Raw genomic sequence first — 23,456 nt, 5'->3', positions numbered from 1 at the left:
ACGGGTCGCCGACGATACCTCTGCCGTGACAGACGGCGACGACCCGGAGGGGGACGCGAGGCGACACGACCGGCTGGTCCGGCACGCGACGCCGGGGCCGCGGAACTCCCTGCAGTCCTGGCCCGACGCCAAGCACCCGCTGCGGCTCGCCGTAAACTACCCCGTAATCGTCGCCGCCCGCCACTCGCCGAGCCTGAAGCTGAAGAACTGGCTGCTGCGGCGCATCGGCGTCGACGTCGGGACCGGCGTCTCGTGGGGCCTGGAGTCGACGCCTGACGTCTTCTGGCCGGAGCTCATCACCGTGGAGGACGACGCCATCATCGGGTACGACGCGACCCTGCTCTGCCACGAGTTCCTGCAGGACGAGTACCGGACCGGCGAGGTCCGCGTCGGCGAGCGGGCGATGATCGGCGCCGGCGCCGTCGTCCTGCCGGGCGTCGAGATCGGCGCCGACGCGCAGGTGGCCGCCAACTCCCTCGTCGCGGAGGACGTCCCGCCGGGCGAGACCTGGGCCGGCGTGCCCGCCGAACCCGTCGGAACCGGTGCCGACGACGGCGAGGAAGCGGACGCCGATCCCAGGGCCGAGGAGTGAGGGCTACTCGAAGACCTGGCTCTCCTCGCGCATCGCCTCGACGTCCTCGACGATGCCCTCGACCTGCTCGGGGAACATCGCGACCTGGACCTCGTTGCCCGCCTCGTCCTCCGCGACGACCTTCACCTGGCTGTCGCCGAACGCCCGCGCCTCGACGGACTCGGGGTGGAACAGCTTCGCCGTCGCCGACTTCGTCGTCGGGCCGACGTTCTTGACGCTACCCTCCTCGAACTCGACCATGAAATCGTCCAGGTTGAGGTTGAGCACACCCGGTCTGGGACCGCCACCGTGAAATCCGTGGTGATGGCCGCAGTCGCCTCCAACCGTGCCTCCGGGGTTCGCGGCACGTTCCAGGGCCCGGGACGCCGCTTCGAGTTCCCGAAACCCGGACAGGACTTTTGTCGAGACCTCCCCTCCAGCGAGCCATGTACGACGCGAACGAACCGGGCGCCGTCGTCAACGAGTTCCTCCTCACGGTGTTCGTCCCTGGAATCGTCGCGTTCGTCTCCATCTGGACCCTGTTCAGACTCGTGCTGCACGAACACTTGCTCGCGGTCGGACTGGAGGCCATGGTCCCACGGTCGGGCGCCGGCGCGCTCTCCGCGGGCTACGGACGGTTCCTCCTCGCCGTCCTCCTCACCGTCGCAGTGCTGCTCCCCTACGTCGCGGTCTACCGCCGGTTCCTCCGCCAGCCGCTACGGGAGCGGGGGTACGTGTGAGATGAACCGTGAAGACCTCGCGGGACTCGTCGCGGCCCTCGGGATATTCCTGCTGGCGTTCGGTGTCGCCGGGAGCGTCTCACTCGAGACGCCGATGCTGGGCGAGGTACTCGGCTTCTCGACGCGACTGTCGCTCCGGCTGTCTGGGACAGGCGCGGCGATCCTGATCTCGGTCGCGGTCGCCGGCTCGCTCCTGAAGGACGACGACCCTCGATAGGTGCGGAGAAGCGTCGTATCCCCCGCTTTCGGCAGCTAGTTCCGAACCCGCATCGCGCCCTCCCGGAACACCTTCCGGTTGGGGATCATGTACTCCTCGCCGTCGTCCTCGACGTAGGTGACGAAGACGTCGACCTCCTGGACGATGCCGCGTGCGCCGTCGATCTCGACCTCGTCGCCGATGCTGTACGGTTCGGTGAGCAGCAGGTAGACGCCGGCGGCGGCCGAGGACATCAGGTCCCGGAAGGCGAGGCCGCCGAGGAAGAAGACGCCGAAGGCGTAGGCGGCCAGCAGGATGAGCAGGGCGCCGGTCGCGACGCCGAGCTGCGAGAGGGCGACGAGGACGGCGACGTAGATGATCGAGAGCTTCACGAGCTGGGGGATGAGCGTCAGTTCGGGGAGCTTGACGCTCTTGAGTCGCTCGCTGACGACGAGTTCGGCCTTGTCGCCGAGGATGAGCCCGACGATGAGGACCAGCGCCGCGATGAAGAGCCGCGGGAGGAACCGGCTGATCTCGTCGACGAGCGCCTGCGAGGGGACGACGCCGAGCGTCCGGGTGGCGTACAGCGCCGCGACGGTGAAGACGAACAGCCCGCAGAGCTGCGCGAGCAGGCGGACGCTGGAGCTGCCGAGCTGCTGGGCGGTGCGCTCGAAGGGCGTCCCCTCGACGGCCTCGTCGACGCCGAAGGCCAGGAGGATGCGGCGGACGAGCCACGCGGCGAGCGCCGCGAGGACGAGGCCGGCCAGGACGATGCCCGCCGCGACGATGAGGTCCTGGCCGGGCGGCGACAGCCCCTCGAACCACTCGCGGACCACGAGCGCGGTCATCAGTACTCCTCCGGATCGAGCTCCAGGACGATGTTGCCCCCCGAGAAGGCGCGGACCAGCCCGTCGGACTCCGAGAGGACGACCGCGACGGCGTTGGTGTCGCGGGTGATGGCGCCGGCGGCCATGTGTCTGGTCCCGAGGCCCTTCGGGATGTCGACGCCCTCCGCGGAGGGTTCGAGGTAGCGGTACGCGGAGACGATCTTCCCGGAGTCGGAGATGACGAAGGCGCCGTCGAGCCGCGAGAACTCCTTGAGCATCACGTTGACGATGGGGTCGCCGACGTGGACGTGGCTCTTCTCGAAGGGGTTGTACGACAGCGGGCGGGACTTGTTCATCACCTTGCCCGCGTCGCCGACGACGAACAGCGCGCCGACGCGCTTGCCCTTCTGGCCCTTCTTCCCGAGCTCGATGGCGACCTCGAGGACGTGGCGGATGACCTCGGGTTCGGCGCGGCTGTTGACGAAGAGGTCGTAGACGCCCGAGCGGTCGAAGTCGCCGGCGCGGACCCGGGTGACCGTGTCGATGTCGGCGGAGAACAGCTTCGCGGCGCAGGCGATCTGGTCGCCCTCCTCGACGAACTCGTTGTCGAGGCCGCCCTCGACCCCGAAGCGGACACGCTCGCCCAGGTCGTTGAACTCCAGGGGCAACTCGACGTACCGCTCGGCGTCGACGGTGTTCTCCGGCGCGACGACGACAACCGGTAGTTCCGACGCCTCGAACTCCGAGTAACGCGACCCGCTCGGCGAGAACAGGAAGACGCTGTCGACGTCGGCCACGATGTCGTCGAGAAGATCGCCGAGTTCACTCATCACCCCTACCCCCACGCCGACGGGAGAAAGGTCTTGCGGGCCGTCCGACGCGGGTCCGCCGGAGGACGCACGCGCGACGGACGCGCGTCCGCTCTCCCGCCGGTTGATTACCGGATAGGTTCGATTAGTTGCCCGTCGAGGTGATGTTTTGACCCTCCACGTAGAACGTGACAATATGGCGACCGAAAACGCAGTCCGGCCCGTCAAAGTCCGGGACTTCGAAGGTATCGTCGGCGGTGGCCTCTTCGGCGCGCTCCTCGCCGGCGGGTTGATGAACCTCATCTCCTACGAACTGATGATACAGTTCGCACAGATCGTCGGGTCCTCCTCCCACGACGTCGCGTGGCTCGTGATGTTCGGCCTCGGCGTCCTGTTCGCCGGCGGCTTCGAACTCTACGCCGGGAAGGCCTTCGACCCGTTCGTCCGCTCGATCATGGCACTGACGAAACGGAGCAGCATCCTCAAGAAGATGCTCCAGCCGATGGTCCACCTCTCGCCGATGGGCTCGGTCTGCTACCTCCTCGGACAGGGCTACGGCCTCGCGATCGGCATCGGTCACGTCGTCCTCGTCCCGCTGTGGCTGACCTACGTGATGGGCGAACCGACGGCGTTCCCGATGCTCAACCTCAACGGAGTCCTCGCCGTCGTCGGCTGGGTCGTCTACGGGTCGATGATGGGCCTCGTCTTCGGGGCCATCCTCGAGTCGTAATCTAGCGCGCCTGGTCGACCACCGAGCGGACCGTCCCGCCGACGGCCCCGCCGATGGTGGCGTCGACGGCGACCAGGACGGTGACCAGGACCATCACGAGCAGCGGGCCCCAGTCGCCGAACGCTCCGAGTTCCGGCGCGAGCGGGCCGAGTACACCCCCGAGCAGCGTCGCGGGCTCGAGGAACAGTCCGATGAGCGCCCCGATGAGCGCCGTCAGGTAACCGACCGCGATGCCGCCGATGATCCCGACCGCGAGGGCGTGCAGCGCGCCGCGGAACGTCCCGCCGGCGATGTAACCAGAGACGAACCCGGCGATGATGCCGGCGCCGATGGCGGCGAGCAGCGGCACCATCATCGTCACGATGTCGATGAAGACGAGCAGTCCGACGCCGACAGCGATAGCGGTGACGCTGATGGACCAGGGGATCCGACTCAGCAGTCCGTCCTCCTCGTCGGTCGACGTCCGCTGACGGGCCGGGGTTCGCGTCGGTGATATAGCCGGCGTTCCGGACGTCTCCGAGGTCGTCCGCGGCGTTCCCGCGGTGCTCGTCGTCGACTCGGTCTCCCGTCGCCTCCGGATCCCCGACTCGTCCGTCGCGTCGTCGCCAGTGAGCCCCTGCAGTCCGATGGGGCCGACCGTCCGTTCCGAGGTCGACTCCGACTCGTCGATGGTCCCCTCCTCCGACGTTCTGACCCGGGCCTCGTTGGGTGGCGTCGTCGCCGAATCTCCCGATCGACCGGTACCGGCGTTCGTCGGTGACGATGCCGCCTTACCGCTCGTCGCGTTTCCCCGGCCCTGCTGGTCGTCGTCGAGCGGGTTCACCCAGAGGTTCGAGTTGTCGGTCTCCTGGCGTTCGCCCGCAGTGCGCTCGGTATCCGCGGGACGACCGGAGACGTCGTCGTCGGTTCCGGCCGCGGTCGGTCTGCCCTCGGAGAACTCTCGGGCGCTACGCGACCGCTCCTCGCGCACCTGGTCGCCGACGCTCGAGGACGACCCGGTGGGGGCTGTTCCGCCGGTCGTCTCGCGGTCGTCGGACCGGCGCGACGGTTCGTCTGCGATCGCTTCCTCCGCGCTGGACAGGTCCGGATCGGCCACGTGGCCCTCGTCGTTGACAGCAGGCTCGTCGTCGTTCGACCCGTCGGCGACCGCATCGTCGGACTCGTCGTCGCCGAAGAGTCCCTTCCAGCCGATGGGGCCGAACGTGCGCTCCGGGGGTGACATGTAGTATCTTTGACCAAGTCGCGAAATAAGGGCTGTTCATCGTGCAGGTGCGTTCCGGAGAGATAACCCGCGCTTAACCGCTCCCGGTTCGGTCGTCGACCCCGGATATCACCGACTAACCGGCTCGTGGGATTCGGGCTGGAGCCGCCTGGGGCCGCTGCTGGCGCAAATTCTGCGGTGGGACTATTGCGGACGCGACCCACCACCGACCATGCGCGTCGCGGTACTGGGAGCGGGGTACGCCGGGCTGACGGTCGCGCGCCGCCTCGAACGGACGCTCCCCGAGCGAGTCGAACTGGTCGTCGTCGACGAATCCCGCGACCACCTCGTCCAGCACGAACTCCACCGGGTCGTCCGCCGACCCGACCTCGAGGAGACGATAACCGTCCCGCTGGACGACGTGCTCGACCGGGCGACCGTGCGGCGAGCCCGGGTCCGCGACGTCGACCCGGAGCGTGGGACCGCCGCATTGTCGACGGCCGGGGACGAGCGGTCGGAGACGCTGACCTACGACGTCGGCGTCGTCTGCCTCGGCGCCGAGACGGCCTTCTACGACCTGCCGGGCGTCGAGTCACACGCCGTTCCGCTGAAGCGCCTCGAACACGCGCGGCGGATCCGACGCGAAGCCCTCGCGGCCGAAGGCGGGACCGCCGTGGTCGGCGGTGCCGGACTCTCCGGCGTCCAGGTGGCCGGGGAACTGGCTGCGCTCTCCCGCGGGGCGGACCTCGGGCTGGACGTCCGCCTCGTCGAGATGGCCGACCGGGTCGCGCCGGGGTTCGACCCAGTCTTCGCGGACGCCATCGGGCGCGAACTCGAGGCGCGGGGCGTGTCGGTCACGACTGGCGTGGCGATCGACCGCGCGGAAGCCGACTCGGTCCACCTGGCGGACGGACGCCAGATTCCCGCCGACGTCCTCGTCTGGACGGGCGGGATCCGCGGGTCCGCGGCCCTCGACGGCGAACGGCTCCCCGTCGACGCGGACCTGCAGGTCTCGGACTCGACGTTCGTCGTCGGCGACGCTGCCGCGGTGGTCGACGCCGGCGGCCGTAACGTCCCCGCCAGCGCCAGGACGGCCATCGGCGAGGCCCGGGTCGCCGCGAAGAACGTCGTCCGGCGGGTCAACGAATCGACGGTGGCCGAGGAGACGGCCGGTACCCCGCCCCGGCGGTACAGCTACGAGTTCGACGAGCTGGGCTGGGTCGTCAGCGTCGGCGACGGCGCCGTCGCGCAGGTTGGCTCGGTCGTCCTGGGCGGCGACCCGGCGCGGGCGATGAAGGCCGTCGTCGGCGCCGGCCACCTCGGCTCCGTCGGGGAGGTGCGGCAGGCCTCCGAACTCGTTCGCCGGGAGCTGGGCTGGCCCGACCCGGGCGCGGTGGACCTGCCGTTCGACCCCGCGGCGGTCCCCGACGGGGTCGACCCGGCCGTGCTCGGAACGCTGCAGGACTCGCTGCTGGGTGCTGCAGTCGCCCTCTCCCGCCGGGCGTCCCCGGACGAGACCGTGGACCTGACCGGCGTGACCCGGCTGGGTGACCGCTCCCACCCTGACAGCTCGGTGAACGCGCTGGGCCGGCTGGTCTCCAACTCCATCGACGCCGCGCGAGCGTTCGGTCGGCGGCGCTCGGATAGCGGTCGGGACGAGGAATAGCGGTATCGCGGACGTCAGGCGGCCGCGTCGGCGAACTCCTCGACGAGCGTCTCGCAGAACGCGTCGAGGTCGTCGGGGTTGCGGCTGGTGATCACGCCGTCGTCGACGACGACCTCCTCGTCGACCCACTCGCCGCCGGCGTTCTCCACGTCCGTCTCGAGGCTCGAGTAGGAGGTCAGCGTCCGGCCCTCCGCGAGGTCCGCCTCGACGAGCGTCCACGGGCCGTGGCAGATGACGCCCACGGGCTTGCCCGCCTCGACGTGCTCGGACAGGAACTGGACCGTCTCCTCGTCGGCGCGGAGCTTGTCGGCGCCGACCGTCCCGCCGGGAACGACGAGCGCGTCGTAGTCGTCGGGAGATGCCTCGGCGATGTCCCGCTCGACCTCGTAGGTGTCGCTCTCCTCGAGGTCGTTGTTCACGGTCTGGACCTCGCCCGTCTCGGGCCCGAGGACCTCGACGTCGGCGCCCGCGTCCGTCAGCGCGTCCCTCGGCTCGACGAACTCGACCTCCTCTGAACCCTCCGGCGCCAGGAGGATGCCGACCGATACACCGTCCAGCCGCTGCTGTTCGGATTCGCTCATCACCATTATCTCGGGGCCTCGAGCGGGTAACCGTTGGACTTGCTGATGCAGGGCCGAGGCCCGTAATCAGCCGAAGTTCTCCACCTTCGCGGCCGTCCAGTCTCCGCCGGCGCCACCGACGGCGCGCTCGGCCGCCTCGACGAACGGTTCGAACCCGTAGACGAACGTCTGGCCGTCACCGACCGCGGCGGCCACCGCGTCCGCGAAGCGGTCCTCGCCGACGACGAAGACGTCGACGCCGGCGAGCGCCAGCCCGGAGAGCCGCGCCTCGTGGACGAGCGCCTCGGACCGGTAGACGACGGCCGCGTCGTTCCGTTCCTGAATGGCGCGCTCGGCGACGGCGACCGCCGGGCCGATGCCGGGGCCCGCCGCGAGGACGACCGCCCGGGACTCGCCCTCGTAGTAGACGCGACCGAAGGGGCCGTCCACCTCGACGGCGTCGCCGGGCGAGGCGTCGGCCAGCCACGGCGACAGCGTCCCCCCGGGGTCGACGCCGACGGTGATCTCGAACGTCTCCGTCACACGCGGCGAGGAGACAGTGTAGTGTCGCGTGACCGCCTCGCCGTCGACGGTCGCCCGGACCTGGACGAACTGCCCGGGTCGGGCGTCGAAGTCCCGCGGCGCCTCCACGGCGAGTGCGACGGTGTCCGGTCCGACGTCGGAGACGCCGACAATCTCGACTTCCGTTCCGTCCATGCCTCGGTCGAGGGCCGGAGTCCTAGTGAACGTGGCGTCTCGGGGTGGACCGCGTCGCCGCCCGACGGCAGGTACTTAATCCACCGGCAGACTCCGGGGAAGGAGGCTTGGTTACGGTCCGTAAGCGGTCCACAATGCCAGATTCTGACACGACCGCGACGACACGACGTGGACTGCTCCGCTCCGCCGCGGCCGGCGGGACGGCGTTGCTGGGCGCCGCCTCGCTCGGGAGCGCCAGCGCTCGCACGAACCGTGACCCGGTCCTCCTCGTCCACGGATACATGGATACCGGCGAGACGCCGTGGTGGGACGTCCACGTCGGCTACCTCCAGGACGTGGGATACGACAGCGAGGAGATCCACGTCCTGAGTCTCGGAGACATCCCCGGGACCACGACGGACTCGCCCTCCGAGTACGGCGAGGTCGTCGCGCGGGAACTGGACCGGATCGCGGCGGAGAACGGCGGACCCGTCGACGTCGTCGCCCACTCCATGGGCGGTCTCGACACCCGCTGGGCGGTCGAGAAGGAGGGCGCCGCCGACCGCGTCGACGACCTCGTCACGCTCGGGACGCCCCACCAGGGGACGTACGTCGCCTACGTCGGCATCGGCACCGAGGGCGGCCGTGACATGATCCCGGGGAGCACGCTCCTCGAGGAACTCAACGACGACGGCCTCGCCCCCGGCGTCGACTACACCGCGGTCTGGTCGCACGCCGACGAACTCATCGCCCCGAGTTCGTACGCCAGTATCTCCGAGTACATGCTCGCCGACTCCCGGGGGCGGAACATCAACTCGGGGTACCAGGAGCACATCCAGCTGATCTTCGACCGCGGGGTGTTCGACCAGTACGTCCGCCACCTCGACTGAACACCGCCGGCGGGCTCAGGGTTCCGACCGGAACTCCGAGTCGCGCTCCAGGTCCAGGACGACCTCGTCGTCGATGCGCAGGATCCGGTCGCCGGGGACCTTCATCTCGTCGCGGTCGCCCTCCCGCCAGTGGAGGGTGCTCATGATCTTCTCCGTCAGCGACGGGTCGGGTTCGACGTAGAGGGTCTGGCCGTCGACGTCGGAGACCATCCCCAGGTCCTCGCCGTGGGTGTCGACGACGCGCTTGCCCTGGTCGGCCAGTTGGGGGATCGCCCGGACGTCGTCGCCGGACGCCTGGGCCCCAGACTCGTCGCCGCCCGACTCGCTGCCGTGGATTGCCGGGTTCTCCTCGCCGTGGTCGACGTCGGTCGCGGTGTCCGTCTCCGCGTCGGCGTCGGGGTCTGTGATGTCGTCGGTCACTCGTAGAGATTCGGCCGTGTCGCGGAAAAGGACTGTTCCGGGTCGCGTGCGGGATGGTTGCGGCAATACTGACCCGGTGAGGCTTCTATTCGACACGTTTAGAGGCAAAATACATGCTGTATGCCTCGAACGTGCCGACATGCGACGCCGAACCCTGTTGAAGACGGCCCCCGCTGCAGCGTCCCTCCCCCTGGCCGGCTGCCTCGACCCGGTCTCGAGCGGCGAGGACGAGCCCTCCGACTCGTACCCCGACGACTGGTACCACGCCGACCCGATCGACAGCGAGTACGTCGCCTTTGAGGCAGGCACTTTCGACACGACCGCCGGCAACCCGCCCGAGGAGGACGCCACCCTGGACGGCAACGAGGCGTGGCAGTTGGTGACGGAAACCGCCTGGGCGCTCCGCGAGGTGTCCTTCCAGCTCTCCGTCGAGTCCAAGATCGTGGAGGGGCAGTACGAGGGGCGGTGGCGACGGTCGCTGTGGCGGAACGCCGAGACCGGCGTGGTCTACCAGCGCCAGGAGATAGAACGCCAGTCCGAACCCGACGCCACCGTCCGGGACTACAACGACGGGACGCGCTACGTCGCGACGGACCACGGCGGCGAGACGGAGCACTTCCACGTCCCCGATCCCAATCGACACCGCGACCGCGTCGACTCACACCTCCTGATGTCGTTCTTCCAGCTCTCGGAGTTCGAGATCCAGGATACCGTCACCGTCGACGGGGCGGAGCTACGACACGCTCGCCACACGGAGGCTACGTCCGAACGACTGGAGATGGAGTTAGCGACGTTCTTCACCGGTGTCGACGGCATCGTCCGGAACGCCCAGGCCCAGTACGGCACCCCGCCGGGGACGCCGACGGAGGACCGGTACAGCATCGACGGCGGGGTGGAGATCACGGCCGGAACGCCGACCATCGAGGAACCGGAGTGGACGGAGGACGCTCTCGAGGAGGAGCGGGAGCCCTTCGAGAGTCCGGCCTAAGAAGCATCAGGGACGAATTCCGACTTGAGAGGAGCTCCGATCTGACTATCGCGAAGGATGCTGTTTCAGAAGAACTGTTCGGGCTGATCGTCGAGAGTCCAGGTCAAGACAGCACCCCGATGGTGGACCTCGTGTTGTAAGTCCGAGAAACGAGCGACCGTGTCGATGCTGATGGAGTAGTCGGTCCAGTGGGCCACGTCGGCAGCGAACTTGTCTGCTATCTCCCTGCTCGTAATCTCCGTTCCTGCCCCGTCGACAGGTCGATAGTATATCCCGAGGAACGTCTTCGGATGCCGGATGTCTGCGGCAGCCAGCTTCTCTATATCGTGTATGAAGGACCGCGGGTTACGGTCCTGGTAGGGGTTGAACACCTTGCTGAACTCCTGGGCGTACGGATTGCCGTTCGCCTTCTGGAATCTGAAGAGCTTTGCCTCGCAGTACTCCGAGCGTCCATCCGCTTCAAGATATAGGTCGGCTGACTGCCCTCCCGGATATCGTACTGCCGTCGCATCAGCTTTCGCCGTGGCAATCGTTCCGTCGAAGAGGTCCCGTTCACGGACGGCGTTCACTAACGCATCTATCTGATCGTCTTCGTCGTGCGGACCGATACCTGCTCCATATGTTCTGTTCTCACCGATATCGGCATCCACGTCCTGAATTACCTCGGCGAAAGATTCGGCGAGGGCTCCGACGAGACTCCGCGATTCACTCATGGCCGTATTCAGGGAGCTCCTACGCTTGACTGTTCCCCAGATTGGACGCTATAAACTCATAACCAGCAAATCTGGTCTCATGAGGACAGGCGAGCATCCGCGCGAGCGTAGCGAGCGCGGTTCACCGGCGGCGAACGAAGTGAGCCGCCGGGGAGTTTTGCCCCAAGTTTTTGCGAGGAGTGGTTCCCGCAGCGAGCGTAGCGAGCGAGGAAACCCGACGAGTAAAAAGTGGGAGTGCGCGGGACCGGATTTGAACCGGAGGAAGACGTTCCTGCTCGCTTCGCTGCGCGGGCTGCGTCTTCCAGGGTTCAAATCCTCAGTGCGCATACATGCCTCTCACGTTCGTTCGAGGCAGTATGCGCGGGACCGGATTTGAACCGGCGGACCTCTACAGGACAGCGTCCTAAGCGCTGCACCTTTGGCCTGGCTCGGTTACCCGCGCGCACTCCACGGTTCCTCCCTCCACCAAAAATACCTGTCGCTACCTGCCGACCCGCTCGCGGATGTTGGCCACCAGCCCCTCGAAGTTGCCCATGTCCTCCACGTCGCCGACCTCGTCGCCGACCGCGATCGACCCGGGCTCGGCTACCCGGGCGCAGATGCCGCCGCGCCCGTCCATCAGCGCCCGCATCACGCCGTCTTCGCCGGCGACCTCCTCGACGTGGCGGCACGGCGGCCGCGGGCGAGTTCCTTCGAGGGTCGCCCCGCCGAGTTCGAAACGGGTGTTCAACAGGTCGTGGATGTCGCCGCCGCGGACGACGACGTTCCGGCGGTGGCGACCGTCGGTGAGGTCGATGCCGGTCGTCTCGCGGATCTCCTCGATGGCCTCCGCCTGCACCAGCGTCACCTCGCAGACGTCGAACGGCGAGTAGTAGCCGCGGCCGGTGCAGTAGCGGTCGCCCTCCAGGCCGCCGTGGACAGCCGCGACGGAGTCGCGAGACTCCATCGGCTCGCCGGCGGCCTCGGAGACGAAGATGGATTCGACGCGCACGACCGATATAGGGGCGCCGACCACATACGTCCCGCGCCGACCGTTTATGTAGCTCCGCGACGGAGAGAGGGGCGTGTACCGCGCCCGCGACCAGGTCGAGAACGAGGAGTGGCTCGCCGCCATCGACGAGACGGCCGAGCGGCTGGACCTGAGCGGAGACGCGAAGTCCCGGGCGACGGACCTGTTCCTCTCGACCGTCCCGGAGCAGGACCGCTCGAAGAAGGCGACGGTGGCGGCGAGCGTCTACGCCGGCGCGCTCATCGCCGGCGACCGGCGCTCGCAGTCGGACGTCGCGGAGGCCGCAGGTGTCTCCCGGTTGACCGTCCAGCAGCGCTGGAAGGACCTGCTGGAGGAGGCGGGGCTCGAACCGCCGAAGTGGTAGGACGGAGGTACGGCGTCGGAGACCCTATTCTCCTGCCGGCGGGCGCCCCTCGCGCTCTGGCGTGAGGTTGCCGTGCTCGTCGATCTCTCCTGAGACGATGCGCGTCGAGGAGATGATGTCGCCGTCCTCGGCCTCGACGTGGTCGACGACCTCGATCTCCAGGGGGTCGAGTCCCTTCTCCTCGCGGATCTCGTTGACCTTCCGGCCGCCGTCCTCGGTCTCCGGGGAGACGATGAGGACGTCGAAGCCGGGTTCGGTGGCGATGCCGGTCGGCTCGGTCAGCTCGCGGACCTCGTACTCGCGGTCGTACTCCGCGGCGAGGGACGCGAGTTCGGCCTCGAGGTCCTCGCGTCGCTCGTCGAACGGGCGGACGTGCCGGTCGACGCTCCGCGTCTTCGGCGCGAGGTCGTCGCTCGTCAGGCCGACGGTCACGTCGCCGAGCTCGAAGGCGCGGTCGAACAGCGCCCGGTGACCGTCGTGTACCGGGTCGAACGTCCCGCCCAGAACGACCTTCATGGACGCGAGAACGCGCGGGCCGGGTTTAGTGGCTTCGATGGTGGCAGTCCGTCAGTCGTCGGCGGCGTCCTCGAGGTCGCGGACCGTGATGTCGACCGGCTCGGCGGTCCCCCCGCTGGAGAGCCCGAGGTGGGCGTCCAGGTTGAACACCGTGTTCAGCTCCGACTGGACGTCCTCGACGATGCTGGCGACGAGGTCGCTCGGCGCGATGGCCGTGTACTCGTAGGGGTTGTTGCCGGCGCCGCTGGACTCCCGCTTGCTGCGCTGGACCTTCTCCTCGCCGTTCAGTTCCGCGAGCGCCTCGCGGACGGTGCTCGGGTAGAGGCCGGTCCCCTCCGCGATCTCCTGGCTCGTGCTGCCCGGGTTCTGCCGGAGGTAGACGTAGATGCGCGCACGCGTCTCGGTGTCGAGCACCCACGCGAGCAGGTCGACGATCCCGTCGTCGAACTCGTTGGCCGCCCGCTCGGCCTCCTCTTCGAGTTTCCCGCGCACACCCTCGTCCCCCTCGACGGGTTCAGGGCTCCCGTCATCCGCTGGTTCATCGGTAGACATACGTCGTAATCAATCGGACACAAGGAGTACCCACACATAAAACCAGTGCCAATTCTCAACCGAGTAACAAGCGCTCACAAACAAGATCCAAACCACCCTCCGTCACGAGACGGCGCTGACACGCGGCCCCGCTCTCCTCGTCGTAGAGGTCCTTGATGCCCGAGACGCCGAGGCGGCTGCTCTCGCGGTCGACGAGTTCGCCCAGCGGCACGGAGTCGCTGCAGTCCCGCGAGAGCAGTTCGGCGTCGTGGCCGTACCGCAGCGCCCGCCACTTGTGCTCGTCGAGGAGTTCGCGGCGGTGCTCGCGGCCGTCCTCGCCGTCCTCGTAGCGGGCCGCCAGGTCCTCGACGAGCGCCTCGGTGTACTCGACGAACGCCAGGACGTACTCGGGGTCGGCCTGACCGTCCGGCGCCCGTACCTCGACGGTCCCGTGGGCGGAGTGCGGCCGGACGTCGTACCACAGCTCCCCCCGGTCGTTTATCGAGCCGTTCTCGACCATCGTCCGTTCGAACCGCTGGAACGCCTCGAAGTCCTCGAAGGTGGTCGGCATGCCCGTGTTCGGCAGCCCCTCGAAGATTTTCGCCCGCGCCGACGCGAGTCCGGTGTCGAAGCCGTTCCAGAACGGCGAGTTCGCCGACAGCGCCAGCATGATCGGCAGGTGCCAGCGCAGTTCGTTGGCGATCCAGACGGCCTTGTCGGCGTCGTCCACCCCGACGTGGACGTGCAGCCCGGCGGTCGTGTTCCGGTGCTGGGGGTACTGGATCCGGTCGAGCTGCGCGCGGTAGCGCGGCTTCTCGGCGTGCTCGAGCTCGCGCCACTTGGCCGCCGGATGCAGACCCGCGCCGGCGATGCCGTAGCCGTGGGCTTCGGCGTGGTCGACGAGTGCCTCACGGACCGCCCGGAGCTGCTCGTCGGCCTCGGCGAGGGTCTCGACAGTCGGCGTCTGCGTCTCGACGACGCACTTGAACAGCTCGTGGTCGAGTCGACCCTCTAGAATCTCGGGGGGCTCGCTCCGGTAGACCAGCTCGTCGGTCCCGGCGGTGGGCCGCCCCGCCTCGTCGACGACGAAGAACTCCTCTTCGATTCCGAGCGTGCCCATCCGGTCGAAGGCGTCGCGCGAGCCCAGGTCCATCGTCGGTCCGTTCGAATCGGTTCACTAAATACCATGTGACCTTCCGCGGCGAACGTGCACGGACGCGAGCGGACCCCTCGGGGCTACTCCGGCCGCGCGACGACGCCCAGGTGGTCGTCGTGGAACGGCTCCAGCGACCGCGTCTCGAGGACCTCGTACCCCTCCTCCAGGGCCTCGAGGACCTCGTCGAACACCTCGTCGGGGTCGCGAGCGACGTCTTCGCTGCGGGCCTTCACGGCCAGCAGGAGCCGTCCGTCGTCGCGGAGGAACTGCCGGTTGGCCAGCGCCACCTTCGCCTGCCCGCGGGTGGCCACGTCCTGGACCAGCACGTCGACCGGCTCGACGACGTGCGCGTACGTCTCCGGCTTCCGGGCGTCCTTCAACAGCGGGAAGAGGTTCTCCCGGGGCTCCGCGGCGTCGAGCAGGTCGCGGGCCGGCCGCGCGGCGAACTCGACGGCGTAGGTCGGCCCCGCGAAGTCCGCGACGTGGCTGACTGTCGTCCCGGCGGCGGCACCGAGGTAGAGGACGGTCTCGCCGCCCTCGAGGCCGGTGTCCATCCCGGTCTCGAGCATCGCGCCGAGCTTCGAGCGCCGGTGGTCCCACCGCCGCCAGTCGTCGACCGTCGGCTCGCCGTAGACCGCCTCGCCGTCGGTCGCCAGCGACTCGCTCCCGTCGAACGGCCGGCGCTCGACGCCCTCGGGCAGGCTCATTCCGTATCACGCGCCTGGATGCGCTCGATGCGGTCGGCCAGCTCCTGGTCCAGTTCGGGCTTCCGCTCCCCGGAGTAGTGGTCGACCCGCGCCGCGATAGCGAGTTTGCCGGCCAGCGCCCGGGCCGCCGACCCGCGGTTCTCGGGGTGGGTCCCCTGGACGGCCTCGTGGACGAAGATGACGCCGTGCTTCGGCGACGGCGCGTGCCCGCGGAGGTGCGCGAACAGCGCCTCCTCCGCGCCGAGCACCTGCACCGTCCCCGCCGGCTTCCGGGCAAGCTGCTTCAGCCCGCCGGCCAGCGCGACGAGCCGCGCCGCGAGGACCGGCCCCGCCAGCGCCGCGAGGTTCGGCGCCACCTCGGGGGCGGTCCGCTCGACGTGCGACCGGAGGTCGGCCGCCTCGTCGTCGAGGTCTCGGACCCGCCGCGCCAGCGAGAGCAACGGGTCGTCGCCGTCCTCCTCGGCCAGCTCTCTCGCGTACTCGACGCCCGTCCCCGCGCCGTCCCGGCGGCTGCCCGCCCACTCCGCGACGCGCTCGGCGAGCTCGTTGGCCACGCGCTCGCAGTCGTCCATCGCGCGGGACCGCGTGGATCAACTGCTGGTCGCCCGCCGTCTCGGCTTCGGTCACCGCGGCGCGGGTCGCCGCCATCGACGCCTCGTGGAGCATCTCGTAGTAGCGCTCCTCGTCGGCGGCGAACCCCGCGTCGACGGCCAGGGGACGGCCACGCCGCGGAGGCGTCCGCTTCGCCCTCGCGGATGGCGGCCGCGGCCCCGTCGGTGTCCCCGGGATCCACGCCCGCGAACCACCCCTCGTCCGCGGCACTCCGTTCGGTCATGCCCCACCGTACACCCCGGCCTCCTATATGCGTTCTCGATGCGACCTGCGGCCCGACCGCGTCAGTCGTCGCCGGGCGACGCGACGACCACCGGGTCGGACTCGAAGGGGTCGGGGTCCTCGTGGTAGGCGATGGCCGTCGGGTGCTGCCACGGCGTCGGCAGGTCGTCGGTGTCGACCACGCAGACGTCGTACATCTCGCGCTTGATGGCGACGGCCGGCAGCGAGACGAACTCGAGGTCCTCGATCTCCGCGCCGCAGTCCGGACACGGTGCGCCGACGCGGATGGGGACGGGCTCGGCCGAATCGGACGCCTCGCAGTCAGTGGACCGGTCGGTTCGGGAGGTCATCGACCGGGAGAACGCCTGCAGAGTAGATGGTAATAGACCTCCTAAACTGCCCTGTTCGGGGGAATCCGCCCGAGCGCTGTCTGAGTGGTGAACTCCTAATTCGTCGCTTCAGTTGGCGTCGAGGTCCGGCAGGCCGGCCTCGATCTCGTCGCGGCGGTCCTCGAGCCACTCCGGGAGGACGAGCCGCTCGCCGAGGCTCTCGAGGTCCTCGTCGACGGTGTAACCCGGCGACTTCGTCGCGAACTCGAAGAGCACGCCGCCGGAGGTGCGCGCGTAGACCGACTTGAACCACTTCCGGTCGATGATCTCGGTGGGGCGGAGGCCCCGGTCCAGCAGGACCTCCCGCCACTCTGCCTGCTCCTCCTCGGTCACCTGGAAGGCGACGTGGTGGACGGTGCCGGCACCGGGCTGGCCCCTTGGCGCCTGCGGCTCCTCGAGGAGGTCGACGACGTAGCCGAGGTCGCCGTCGGCGCGGAACCGCTGACGGTCGCCCTCTCCCTCGACGGCGTCGAACCCCATCTCTTCGAGGAGGCCCGCCGTCGGTTCCGCGGTCTGGAGGGTGAGCGCGACGCCGAAGAACCCCCGGACGGCGTGCTCGGCCGGGACCGGGCCCTCCGGGGGGTCCCCGTCGGGCGCGTCGGCCCGCGCGACGAGTTCCAGCGGGAGGCCGTCGGGGTCCCGGAACGGGATCACGGTGTCGCCGAAGCGCTCGACGGGTTCGTCGGCGTCGACGCCCTCGTCGGCGAGGCGGTCGACCCAGTAGTCGACCGATCCCTCGGGGACGAGGAACTGGGTCATGCTGACCTGGCCGGCCCCGACCCGACCCGGCCGGGCGTCGGTGTAGGGGAAGAAGGTCATGCTCGTTCCCGGCGAGCCGCCGCGGTCGCCGTAGAAGAGGTGGTACACGGAGACGTCGTCCTGGTTCACGCTCCGCTTGACCATCCGGAGGCCGAGCGTCCGGGTGTAGAAGTCGTGGTTCCGGCCCGGGTCGCTGGCGATGGCCGTGACGTGGTGGATACCTGGAATAGCGGACGGCATGCCCGGAGATACGCCGACTGGCGGGTTAACGTCTGGGGCGCCGGCGAGTCGCGTGGGAACGGATCAACTGTCGGGCACCTCGAGATCGGGGAGCTGCGAGACGATCATCTCGCGGTCCTCCTCGAACCACTGCGGGAGGCTGAGCGTCGACCCCAGGTCTTCGGGGTTCTCGTCGACGGTGAACCCCGGTTCGGCGGTCGCGATCTCGAAGAGGATGCCGCCGGGTTCGCGGAAGTAGATCGACTCGAAGTAGTAGCGGTCCTTGACGAACGTCGGTTCCAGGCCCGCCTCGAGGAGCCGGTCGCGCCACTCCGGGAGCGACGTGTCGCCGGCGCCGAAGGCGACGTGGTGGATCGTCCCGCTGCCCTCCCGACCGTACTCCGTCTCGACGTCGAGCAGGTCCACGTCGGTCCCGTACTCGCCGGGCGCGCGGTACCTGACCCGGTCGCCCTCCTGGTCGAGCAGTTCGAATCCGAGTACCTCCAGCGTCGCCGCGGTGTGGTAGATACTGGTCGACAGCAGCGTCACGCTGTGGAGGTTCCGGATGGCGCGGTCCGAGGGAACGACGTCCGTAGCGGGACCTCGCAGAGCGTCCCGCTCGACCAGTTCGACCGCCAGTCCGTCCGGGTCGCGGAACGCGACGGTCGGCTCGCCGAAGCGCTCGACGGGTTCGTCGGCGTCGATCCCCCGCTCGAGGAGTCGCTCGTACCAGTAGCCGGCCGACCCCGCTGGCACCGAGAAGGCGACCGATTTCGGCTGGGGCCGGCCGACCCGGCCGTCGTCGTCCCGCGGGTACGGGAAGAAGGTCAGGAGGGTCCCGGGCGTCGCCCGGTCGTCCCCGTAGTAGAGGTGGTAGGCGAACTTGTCGTCGAAGTTGACGGTCCGCTTGACGAACCGCAGCCCCAGCACGTCGGTGTAGAAGTCGACGTTCGCCCGCGGGTCGCTCGCGATGGCCGAGACGTGGTGGAGGCCCGGCGTCGGGGGTCTCACTGCGAGACACCTCCCGCGGAGAGGAGTACCTCGACCCGATCTTCGAGCCACGCCAGTTCGTCGTCGTTGGCGCCGTGTCCCAGCCCCTCGTAGATGCGCTCCGTCACGTCGCCGTCGAGTCGCTCGAAGACCGCGGCCGTCTCGCGGACGCGAGCCAGCGGGACGTACTCGTCGTCGTCGCTGCAGCCGACGAGAACCGGGGCCCCCTCCAGCGACCCGGCGTACCGGGTCACGTCGACGTCCGGACCCATCAGCCCCCCGCTGAGTACCGCCGCGCCGCCGTAACGAGCCGGGGTACGCGCGAGGAACTCGGCCGCCAGGCAGCCCCCCTGCGAGATGCCAGCCACGAGCGTCCGATCCTTCGGGACGCCAGCCTCCTCGACGAACTCGACGGCATCGGCGACGGCTTCCAACCCGGAGGAGAGCCACGGCTCGTTGCGTTCGGTCGGCGCCAGGAACGAGTCCGGGTACCAGCGGTTGCGCTCCGCCTGGGGGGCCACTAACGCCAGCCCGTGCCGGTAGAACTCGTCGGCGAGTGCGACGATACCTTCCGCGGTCGCGCCTCGCCCGTGGAGGAGCACGGCAGCCGCGTCGGCGACAGCGAGCGGCGCGCCGCCGGTCACCAGCGGTCGGTCCTGGTGCGGACCGCTCACGGCGGTGCTCCCTCCCCGGTCGCTTTCAGAAGACTCCGCACGGACGTCCATAGGCGCGGGAGCCCCTTGAACGTCGCCCCGTCGCGTCAGCAGACCGGCTTGGGGTTGACGCCCATCGACTCGAGGCGCTCGGTGTACTCGTCGTAGGCGGCCTGGATGGCGCCGGAGGCGGCCTCCTCGGCGCGGTTCCAGCAGTCATCGTCGTCGCCGCACTCGGCTTCGAGTAGGTCGGTCGCCCGCTCCAGCTGTGCGTCGAGGTCGTCGCCCATCTCGCGGAAGAGCCGGGCCGTCTGCGGGTCCGCCTCGCCGACGAAGAAGCCGGTCGTCTGCTCCTTGGACTTCTCGGCGGCCAGCGTCCGACCGACGAACCCGCCGAGGCGCTCGACGTCGCCCTCGAGGTCCCGGAGGTACGCCTGGATGGCCGACAGCTCGCCGGGGTCGTGGTCGTCGAGTTCGCCCGCGACCGTCGCGTAGTGGTCGCGCTCCTCGGCGGCGGTCTCCGCGAAGGCGTCGGCGACGTCGCCGTCGGACTCGTCGGCCCACTGCTCGTAGGTCTCGGCGGCGTGGTGCTCGGCGGTTGCGGCCGCCCGCAGCACCTCCTCGGCCTCCATCTCGCCCTGCGTGTCGGCGTACAGCGACTTCGACGAACCGAGTCGCGAGAGGGCGGTGTCGTTGGCGTCGCGGACGGCGTCGATGAACTCCGCTGCAGTCATGACTGCGGCTACTGCTCGGGAGCGCTTGTAACCAGCGGTCCTCGCGTCTGCGACAAAAAAGCGGTTTCTCGAACCGGTGGGGGCTCTAGCTACCCTTCTCGATCGGCGCGCCGACGAGGTTGCCCCACTCCGTCCAGGAACCGTCGTAGTTGGAGGTGTCCTCGTAGCCGAGGAGCTCGTGGAGCGCGAACCACGCGACCGAGGAGCGCTCGGCGATGCGGCAGTAGGCGATGGTCGACTCGTCGCCCTCGATGTCGTACTCGCTGTAGAGCTCTTCGAGCTCGTCGCGGCTCTTGAACGTGCCGTCGTCGTTCGTGACGTCGGCCCACGAGATGTTCTGTGCGCCGGGGACGTGGCCGCCGCGCTGGGCGGTCTCCTGCAGGCCCGGGGGCGCGAGGATCTCGCCGGAGAACTCCTCGGGCGAGCGAACGTCGACGAGCGGCAGACCCTTGTCGACGGCCTTCTCGACGTCCTCCCGGTAGGCGCGGATGGACTCGCGGGGACCGCTGGCCTCGTAGTCGGTGCTCGGGAAGTCCGGCTCCTCGTCGGTGAGCGGGTAGTCGTTCTCCACCCAGTAGTTCCGGCCGCCGTCCAGCAGGCGGACGTCGTCGTGGCCGAAGTACTTGAACTCCCAGTAGGCGTAGGCGGCGAACCAGTTGGAGTTGTCCCCGTAGAGGACGACCGTGGTGTCCTCGGCGATGCCGAGGCGCTCCATGAGGTCCTCGAAGTCGTCCTTCGAGAGCAGGTCCCGCTCGACCTGGTCCCGGAGGTCGGCCTCCCAGTCGAGGCCGATGGCGCCGGGCGCGTGGCCCTCCTCGTCGTAGACCTCGGTGTCGACGTCGACCTCGAGCAGCCGGTAGTCGGCGTCGTCGCTCTGGAACTCGTCCAGGTGGTCCTCGACCCAGTCGGCGGAGACGAGGACGTCGGATTTCGCGTAGTTACTCATAGTACGGTCGAACCGTAAACACACCAGCCCCATTAAGCTGGCATTCTCGGCACGTTCGGCCACGCCTCCCGGTCCGCGGCACATATCGCCGGTTTCTCTCACCCGCGTTCACCGGGAGTCGAGACCAACGTCCGACTTACCTAGTGACTGGTGAGGAGCAGCTATCGGCCCGCCGACAGAGGTTGCGGCCAATATATCCGGTACCTTCGACCGGCTGCGAGTGAACGCATTGAAGCCCTCCGGCCGGAAAACCGAACCATGAGCGACGCAGTGGTCCCGGCGGCGTGGGTGGTCGACCGCCTCGATTCGGTCGCGGTGGTCGACGTCCGCGACGCCTGGGAGTACGACGGCATCGGTCACCTGCCCGGCGCGGTGAACGTCCCCTTCGACAGCTTCCGCTCGGATGAGGCCGGCGAGGCGGGCATGCTCCCCGGTGCCGACCGCTTCGCCGAACTCTGCTCCGAGGCGGGTATCGGGAACGACGACGAAATCGTCGCCTACGACGACACACACGGTGTCTTCGCCGCCCGGTTCCTCGTGACCGCGGAGCTGTACGGTCACGACCCCGCGAAGCTCCACCTCCTCGACGGCGACTACTCGTCGTGGAGCCGCGAGCACGAGGTGAGCAAGGACGAGCCCGATCCGAGCCCCACGGAGTACGAGACCTCGTTCCGGACCGACGGCCCGCTCGTGGAGCTGTCGGTCGTGGAGGACGCCCTCGACGACGACGGGACCGTGCTGGTCGACACCCGCGAGGAGTGGGAGTTCGAGGAGGGGCACATCCCGGGCGCGGTCCGGGTCGACTGGCGGGAACTCGTCGACGACGAGACGCGCGGCCTGCGACCGGAGTCCGAGATCCGGGAGCTCCTCGAGAGCCGCGGGGTCTCTCCGGACCGGCGCGTCCTGCTGTACTGCAACACCGCCCGGCGCATCAGTCACACGTACACGGTCCTGCGGCACCTCGAGTACCCCGACCTGGCGTTCTACGAGGGGAGCCTCACGGAGTGGCAGCGCGAGGGCGGCGACCTCGAGACGAGTTCCTGACCGGAGTCCGCCGGCGGTGACTTCGATACTCGACTCGAAACCGGCAGAAACGACTCTCGACTAATAGACGTAACGGCGGTAACAGCTCCTTACCTGTACGGAATGGTTTCCCTCCCTAGTGGTCTCTCACCAGTAGAGACGGGCGACCCGATCGCCCGCGACCGGACAGGAGACCATGAACAGACGGCGATTCCTCGGGGCGACTGCGGCGGTTACGACCGGCCTACTCGGCAACTCCTTCGCGAGCCGGAACGCCGGGATCGGCATCGGCAGCGGCGTGGCCCGCGCGGCGAGCGGCGACACGGTTCCGTCCCGCGCGACCGACGTTGGCGGTCGGGTGGCCGCCGTCGACGGCGCCACCGTGACCGTCGACCTCGTCGCCCGGGACGCGGCGGGACCGACCCGCGCGGCCGTCGTGCGCCGGGAGTACCCCGACGGCGACGTGATCGCAGACGGTCACTCCGAACCCGTCCAGTTACCGGAGCCCGGCGCCTCGGCGACCGTCGACGTCGAGATTCCCTACGGGGGCTACGAGTCGGGCCGCTGGTTCTACGAGGTTTACACCGTCGACGACGCCGGGAGCCTCGCGTACCTCTGTGAGTCGGCGCCGTACCGGTGGCGACAGCGCGCCGAGTACGGCGCCGACCGCGCGGAGCGCGTCACCGGCGGCCAAGAGCCCATTCAGGGACCCAAGTTCGGTCGACGGATGGCCGGCAACGACTACCGGCTCCGCTACCGGTGGCACGACTCCGCCGACCGCGACTGGGACCTCCAGTATCGCCTCCGCCGGTCGGTCCACGAGGCGGCCGTCGCCCGGGAGCGGGGGTACGCGAAGACGTTCGAGGAATCCCAGACGAACCCGTACGCCCGCGACCTCGCGTCCGCCATCTCGTCCGACGCCGTCGTCGAATCCGACGACACGGAGTCGGAGACCACCGCAGCCGACCTGCCGGCGGCGGAGTGGTTCGACCTCGTCGTCAGGTTCGTCCAGGGGCTCCGCTACTCGCGGGACGTCACCACGCTGGGCAGGTACGACTACAACCGGACCGTCGAGGAGACGCTCGTCGCCGGCGTCGGCGACTGCAAGGACAAGACGCACCTCCTCGCGGGGCTGCTCGGCGCGCCGCCGCTGTCCTGCGAGACCGCGATGCTCTTCCAGCCGGCCCACGTCCTGATCGGCGTCGCGTCAGCAGACGTGCCAGACAGGTACGACGACCGCGAGCGACTCGACCTCGGCGGTCGGGAGTTCGTCCCCGTCGACGGTTCTATCCGGTTCGACGTCGGCGACTACCCGGACGCGCCCGTCACCGCGGCCTACGGCGATGACGGGTGGATCCACTACGACGTCGGCGCCATCGGGAGCGGGCTGGACCGCAACCTCAACGACTGGTTCGAGCAGAACGTCGCGAACTAGAACGGTCCGCTATCGTCGACGTTCATCGGTTCGACGGCCTCGTCTGCCGTAGCGCGGCGCCGGGGTCGTTCGGACAGGGAGAAGGATTGCTCGCGGCCGAGCAGCAGGTACAGGAGAGACCCCAGGATGGCCCCGCCGAAGCGACGACGAGCGCCCACAGCACCGCACTCTGTGAACTGTTCTG

General features: G+C 69.1%; 29 protein-coding genes, 1 tRNA gene and 1 pseudogene. 10 read left to right on the top strand and 21 right to left on the bottom strand.

What is annotated here, in order from left to right:
• The first annotated feature begins 25 nt into the window (after positions 1–25).
• Positions 26–592, top strand: a complete 567-nt coding sequence (locus tag HWV07_RS01270) for an acyltransferase (protein WP_246279806.1) — start codon at positions 26–28, stop codon at positions 590–592.
• 3 nt (positions 593–595) lie between these two features.
• Here HWV07_RS01270 and HWV07_RS01265 read toward each other — a convergent pair whose 3' ends face one another.
• A complete protein-coding gene (locus HWV07_RS01265; RefSeq protein WP_178332554.1) occupies positions 596–859 on the bottom strand; it encodes a hypothetical protein in 264 nt (87 codons plus the stop codon).
• 158 nt (positions 860–1,017) lie between these two features.
• Between HWV07_RS01265 and HWV07_RS01260 the strand changes: the two genes are divergently transcribed.
• Both HWV07_RS01260 and HWV07_RS01255 read left to right on the top strand, forming a co-directional pair.
• Positions 1,018–1,311 carry a hypothetical protein gene (locus tag HWV07_RS01260; protein WP_178332553.1) on the top strand — a complete coding sequence of 98 codons (294 nt, stop codon included), beginning with the start codon at positions 1,018–1,020 and terminating at the stop codon, positions 1,309–1,311.
• Position 1,312: 1 nt separating this feature from the next.
• A complete protein-coding gene (locus HWV07_RS01255) occupies positions 1,313–1,528 on the top strand; it encodes a hypothetical protein (RefSeq protein WP_178332552.1) in 216 nt (71 codons plus the stop codon).
• Between the two features lie 35 nt (positions 1,529–1,563).
• Here HWV07_RS01255 and HWV07_RS01250 read toward each other — a convergent pair whose 3' ends face one another.
• On the bottom strand, positions 1,564–2,355 hold the full coding sequence (locus HWV07_RS01250) for a mechanosensitive ion channel domain-containing protein (protein ID WP_178332551.1): 792 nt from the start codon (positions 2,353–2,355) through the stop codon (positions 1,564–1,566).
• Positions 2,355–3,164: a diadenylate cyclase DacZ gene (gene dacZ / locus HWV07_RS01245; RefSeq protein ID WP_178332550.1), complete on the bottom strand. Its 810-nt coding sequence runs from the start codon at positions 3,162–3,164 to the stop codon at positions 2,355–2,357. Before dacZ ends, HWV07_RS01250 begins: the two co-directional genes overlap by 1 nt.
• Positions 3,165–3,339: 175 nt before the next feature.
• Between dacZ and HWV07_RS01240 the strand changes: the two genes are divergently transcribed.
• On the top strand, positions 3,340–3,873 hold the full coding sequence (locus HWV07_RS01240; protein WP_178332549.1) for a hypothetical protein: 534 nt from the start codon (positions 3,340–3,342) through the stop codon (positions 3,871–3,873).
• 1 nt (position 3,874) lies between these two features.
• Here the strand turns inward: HWV07_RS01240 and HWV07_RS01235 are convergent, their stop codons facing one another.
• Complete coding sequence (locus tag HWV07_RS01235) at positions 3,875–5,095, bottom strand: hypothetical protein (protein WP_178332548.1); 1,221 nt, start codon at positions 5,093–5,095, stop codon at positions 3,875–3,877.
• Between the two features lie 211 nt (positions 5,096–5,306).
• Between HWV07_RS01235 and HWV07_RS01230 the strand changes: the two genes are divergently transcribed.
• Complete coding sequence (locus HWV07_RS01230; RefSeq protein ID WP_178332547.1) at positions 5,307–6,740, top strand: NAD(P)/FAD-dependent oxidoreductase; 1,434 nt, start codon at positions 5,307–5,309, stop codon at positions 6,738–6,740.
• A gap of 14 nt (positions 6,741–6,754) precedes the next feature.
• On the opposite strand, the gene HWV07_RS01225 is transcribed toward HWV07_RS01230, so the two are convergent.
• Together HWV07_RS01225 and HWV07_RS01220 are read right to left on the bottom strand one after the other, a co-directional pair.
• Positions 6,755–7,321 carry a type 1 glutamine amidotransferase domain-containing protein gene (locus HWV07_RS01225; RefSeq protein WP_178332546.1) on the bottom strand — a complete coding sequence of 189 codons (567 nt, stop codon included), beginning with the start codon at positions 7,319–7,321 and terminating at the stop codon, positions 6,755–6,757.
• 66 nt (positions 7,322–7,387) lie between these two features.
• Positions 7,388–8,017: an FAD-dependent oxidoreductase gene (locus HWV07_RS01220; RefSeq protein ID WP_178332545.1), complete on the bottom strand. Its 630-nt coding sequence runs from the start codon at positions 8,015–8,017 to the stop codon at positions 7,388–7,390.
• 134 nt (positions 8,018–8,151) lie between these two features.
• On the opposite strand from HWV07_RS01220, the gene HWV07_RS01215 reads away from it, so the two are divergent.
• Positions 8,152–8,886, top strand: a complete 735-nt coding sequence (locus tag HWV07_RS01215; RefSeq protein WP_178332544.1) for an esterase/lipase family protein — start codon at positions 8,152–8,154, stop codon at positions 8,884–8,886.
• Between the two features lie 15 nt (positions 8,887–8,901).
• Here HWV07_RS01215 and HWV07_RS19695 read toward each other — a convergent pair whose 3' ends face one another.
• Positions 8,902–9,306, bottom strand: coding sequence for a hypothetical protein (locus HWV07_RS19695; RefSeq protein WP_246279805.1), 405 nt, complete (start codon positions 9,304–9,306; stop codon positions 8,902–8,904).
• Between the two features lie 139 nt (positions 9,307–9,445).
• Here HWV07_RS19695 and HWV07_RS01205 point away from each other — a divergent pair, with 139 nt between their 5' ends.
• A complete protein-coding gene (locus tag HWV07_RS01205; RefSeq protein ID WP_178332543.1) occupies positions 9,446–10,294 on the top strand; it encodes a hypothetical protein in 849 nt (282 codons plus the stop codon).
• A 65-nt stretch (positions 10,295–10,359) separates the two neighbouring features.
• Here HWV07_RS01205 and HWV07_RS01200 read toward each other — a convergent pair whose 3' ends face one another.
• From HWV07_RS01200 to HWV07_RS01190, 3 genes are all read right to left on the bottom strand, one after another.
• A complete protein-coding gene (locus HWV07_RS01200) occupies positions 10,360–11,007 on the bottom strand; it encodes a hypothetical protein (protein ID WP_178332542.1) in 648 nt (215 codons plus the stop codon).
• Positions 11,008–11,364: 357 nt separating this feature from the next.
• Positions 11,365–11,449 (bottom strand) — tRNA-Leu (locus HWV07_RS01195).
• A gap of 39 nt (positions 11,450–11,488) precedes the next feature.
• Entirely contained in the window at positions 11,489–11,953 is a 465-nt protein-coding gene (locus HWV07_RS01190) for an MOSC domain-containing protein (RefSeq protein WP_211694270.1), read from the bottom strand.
• Between the two features lie 118 nt (positions 11,954–12,071).
• Between HWV07_RS01190 and HWV07_RS01185 the strand changes: the two genes are divergently transcribed.
• A complete protein-coding gene (locus HWV07_RS01185; protein WP_178332540.1) occupies positions 12,072–12,380 on the top strand; it encodes a cyclin family protein in 309 nt (102 codons plus the stop codon).
• A 24-nt stretch (positions 12,381–12,404) separates the two neighbouring features.
• Here the strand turns inward: HWV07_RS01185 and HWV07_RS01180 are convergent, their stop codons facing one another.
• The 11 genes and pseudogenes from HWV07_RS01180 to HWV07_RS01130 form a co-directional block, all read right to left on the bottom strand.
• Entirely contained in the window at positions 12,405–12,896 is a 492-nt protein-coding gene (locus HWV07_RS01180) for a phosphopantetheine adenylyltransferase (RefSeq protein WP_178332539.1), read from the bottom strand.
• A 51-nt stretch (positions 12,897–12,947) separates the two neighbouring features.
• Positions 12,948–13,448, bottom strand: coding sequence for a winged helix-turn-helix domain-containing protein (locus tag HWV07_RS01175; protein WP_178332538.1), 501 nt, complete (start codon positions 13,446–13,448; stop codon positions 12,948–12,950).
• 55 nt (positions 13,449–13,503) lie between these two features.
• Positions 13,504–14,580 (bottom strand): glutamate--cysteine ligase, encoded by a 1,077-nt coding sequence (locus HWV07_RS01170; protein ID WP_178332537.1) that lies wholly within the window; start codon positions 14,578–14,580, stop codon positions 13,504–13,506.
• Positions 14,581–14,663: 83 nt separating this feature from the next.
• Positions 14,664–15,290 carry a fibrillarin-like rRNA/tRNA 2'-O-methyltransferase gene (locus HWV07_RS01165; RefSeq protein ID WP_178332536.1) on the bottom strand — a complete coding sequence of 209 codons (627 nt, stop codon included), beginning with the start codon at positions 15,288–15,290 and terminating at the stop codon, positions 14,664–14,666.
• Positions 15,287–16,125: pseudogene (locus HWV07_RS01160) on the bottom strand (NOP5/NOP56 family protein). The gene HWV07_RS01165 and the pseudogene HWV07_RS01160 overlap by 4 nt, the downstream one beginning before the upstream one ends.
• Before the next feature lie 61 nt (positions 16,126–16,186).
• The gene (locus HWV07_RS01155; protein WP_178332535.1) at positions 16,187–16,474 is read right to left on the bottom strand and encodes a hypothetical protein; all 288 of its coding nucleotides are present in this window, start codon (positions 16,472–16,474) and stop codon (positions 16,187–16,189) included.
• A 108-nt stretch (positions 16,475–16,582) separates the two neighbouring features.
• Entirely contained in the window at positions 16,583–17,512 is a 930-nt protein-coding gene (locus tag HWV07_RS01150; RefSeq protein WP_178332534.1) for a ring-cleaving dioxygenase, read from the bottom strand.
• Between the two features lie 63 nt (positions 17,513–17,575).
• Complete coding sequence (locus HWV07_RS01145) at positions 17,576–18,502, bottom strand: VOC family protein (RefSeq protein WP_178332533.1); 927 nt, start codon at positions 18,500–18,502, stop codon at positions 17,576–17,578.
• The gene (locus tag HWV07_RS01140) at positions 18,499–19,155 is read right to left on the bottom strand and encodes an alpha/beta hydrolase (protein ID WP_211694201.1); all 657 of its coding nucleotides are present in this window, start codon (positions 19,153–19,155) and stop codon (positions 18,499–18,501) included. The genes HWV07_RS01145 and HWV07_RS01140 overlap by 4 nt, the downstream gene beginning before the upstream one ends.
• Positions 19,156–19,241: 86 nt before the next feature.
• Positions 19,242–19,868: a ferritin family protein gene (locus tag HWV07_RS01135; RefSeq protein ID WP_178332531.1), complete on the bottom strand. Its 627-nt coding sequence runs from the start codon at positions 19,866–19,868 to the stop codon at positions 19,242–19,244.
• Between the two features lie 85 nt (positions 19,869–19,953).
• Positions 19,954–20,814, bottom strand: a complete 861-nt coding sequence (locus tag HWV07_RS01130; RefSeq protein WP_178332530.1) for a sulfurtransferase — start codon at positions 20,812–20,814, stop codon at positions 19,954–19,956.
• Between the two features lie 258 nt (positions 20,815–21,072).
• Here HWV07_RS01130 and HWV07_RS01125 point away from each other — a divergent pair, with 258 nt between their 5' ends.
• Positions 21,073–21,858 (top strand): sulfurtransferase, encoded by a 786-nt coding sequence (locus tag HWV07_RS01125; protein WP_178332529.1) that lies wholly within the window; start codon positions 21,073–21,075, stop codon positions 21,856–21,858.
• A gap of 175 nt (positions 21,859–22,033) precedes the next feature.
• Entirely contained in the window at positions 22,034–23,272 is a 1,239-nt protein-coding gene (locus HWV07_RS01120) for a hypothetical protein (RefSeq protein WP_178332528.1), read from the top strand.
• The last annotated feature ends 184 nt before the right edge of the window (positions 23,273–23,456 follow it).

The sequence above is a fragment of the Natronomonas salina genome (genome assembly GCF_013391105.1).
GTDB classification, from domain to species: domain Archaea; phylum Halobacteriota; class Halobacteria; order Halobacteriales; family Haloarculaceae; genus Natronomonas; species Natronomonas salina.
This window is presented reverse-complemented; position numbering and strand designations above follow the sequence as displayed.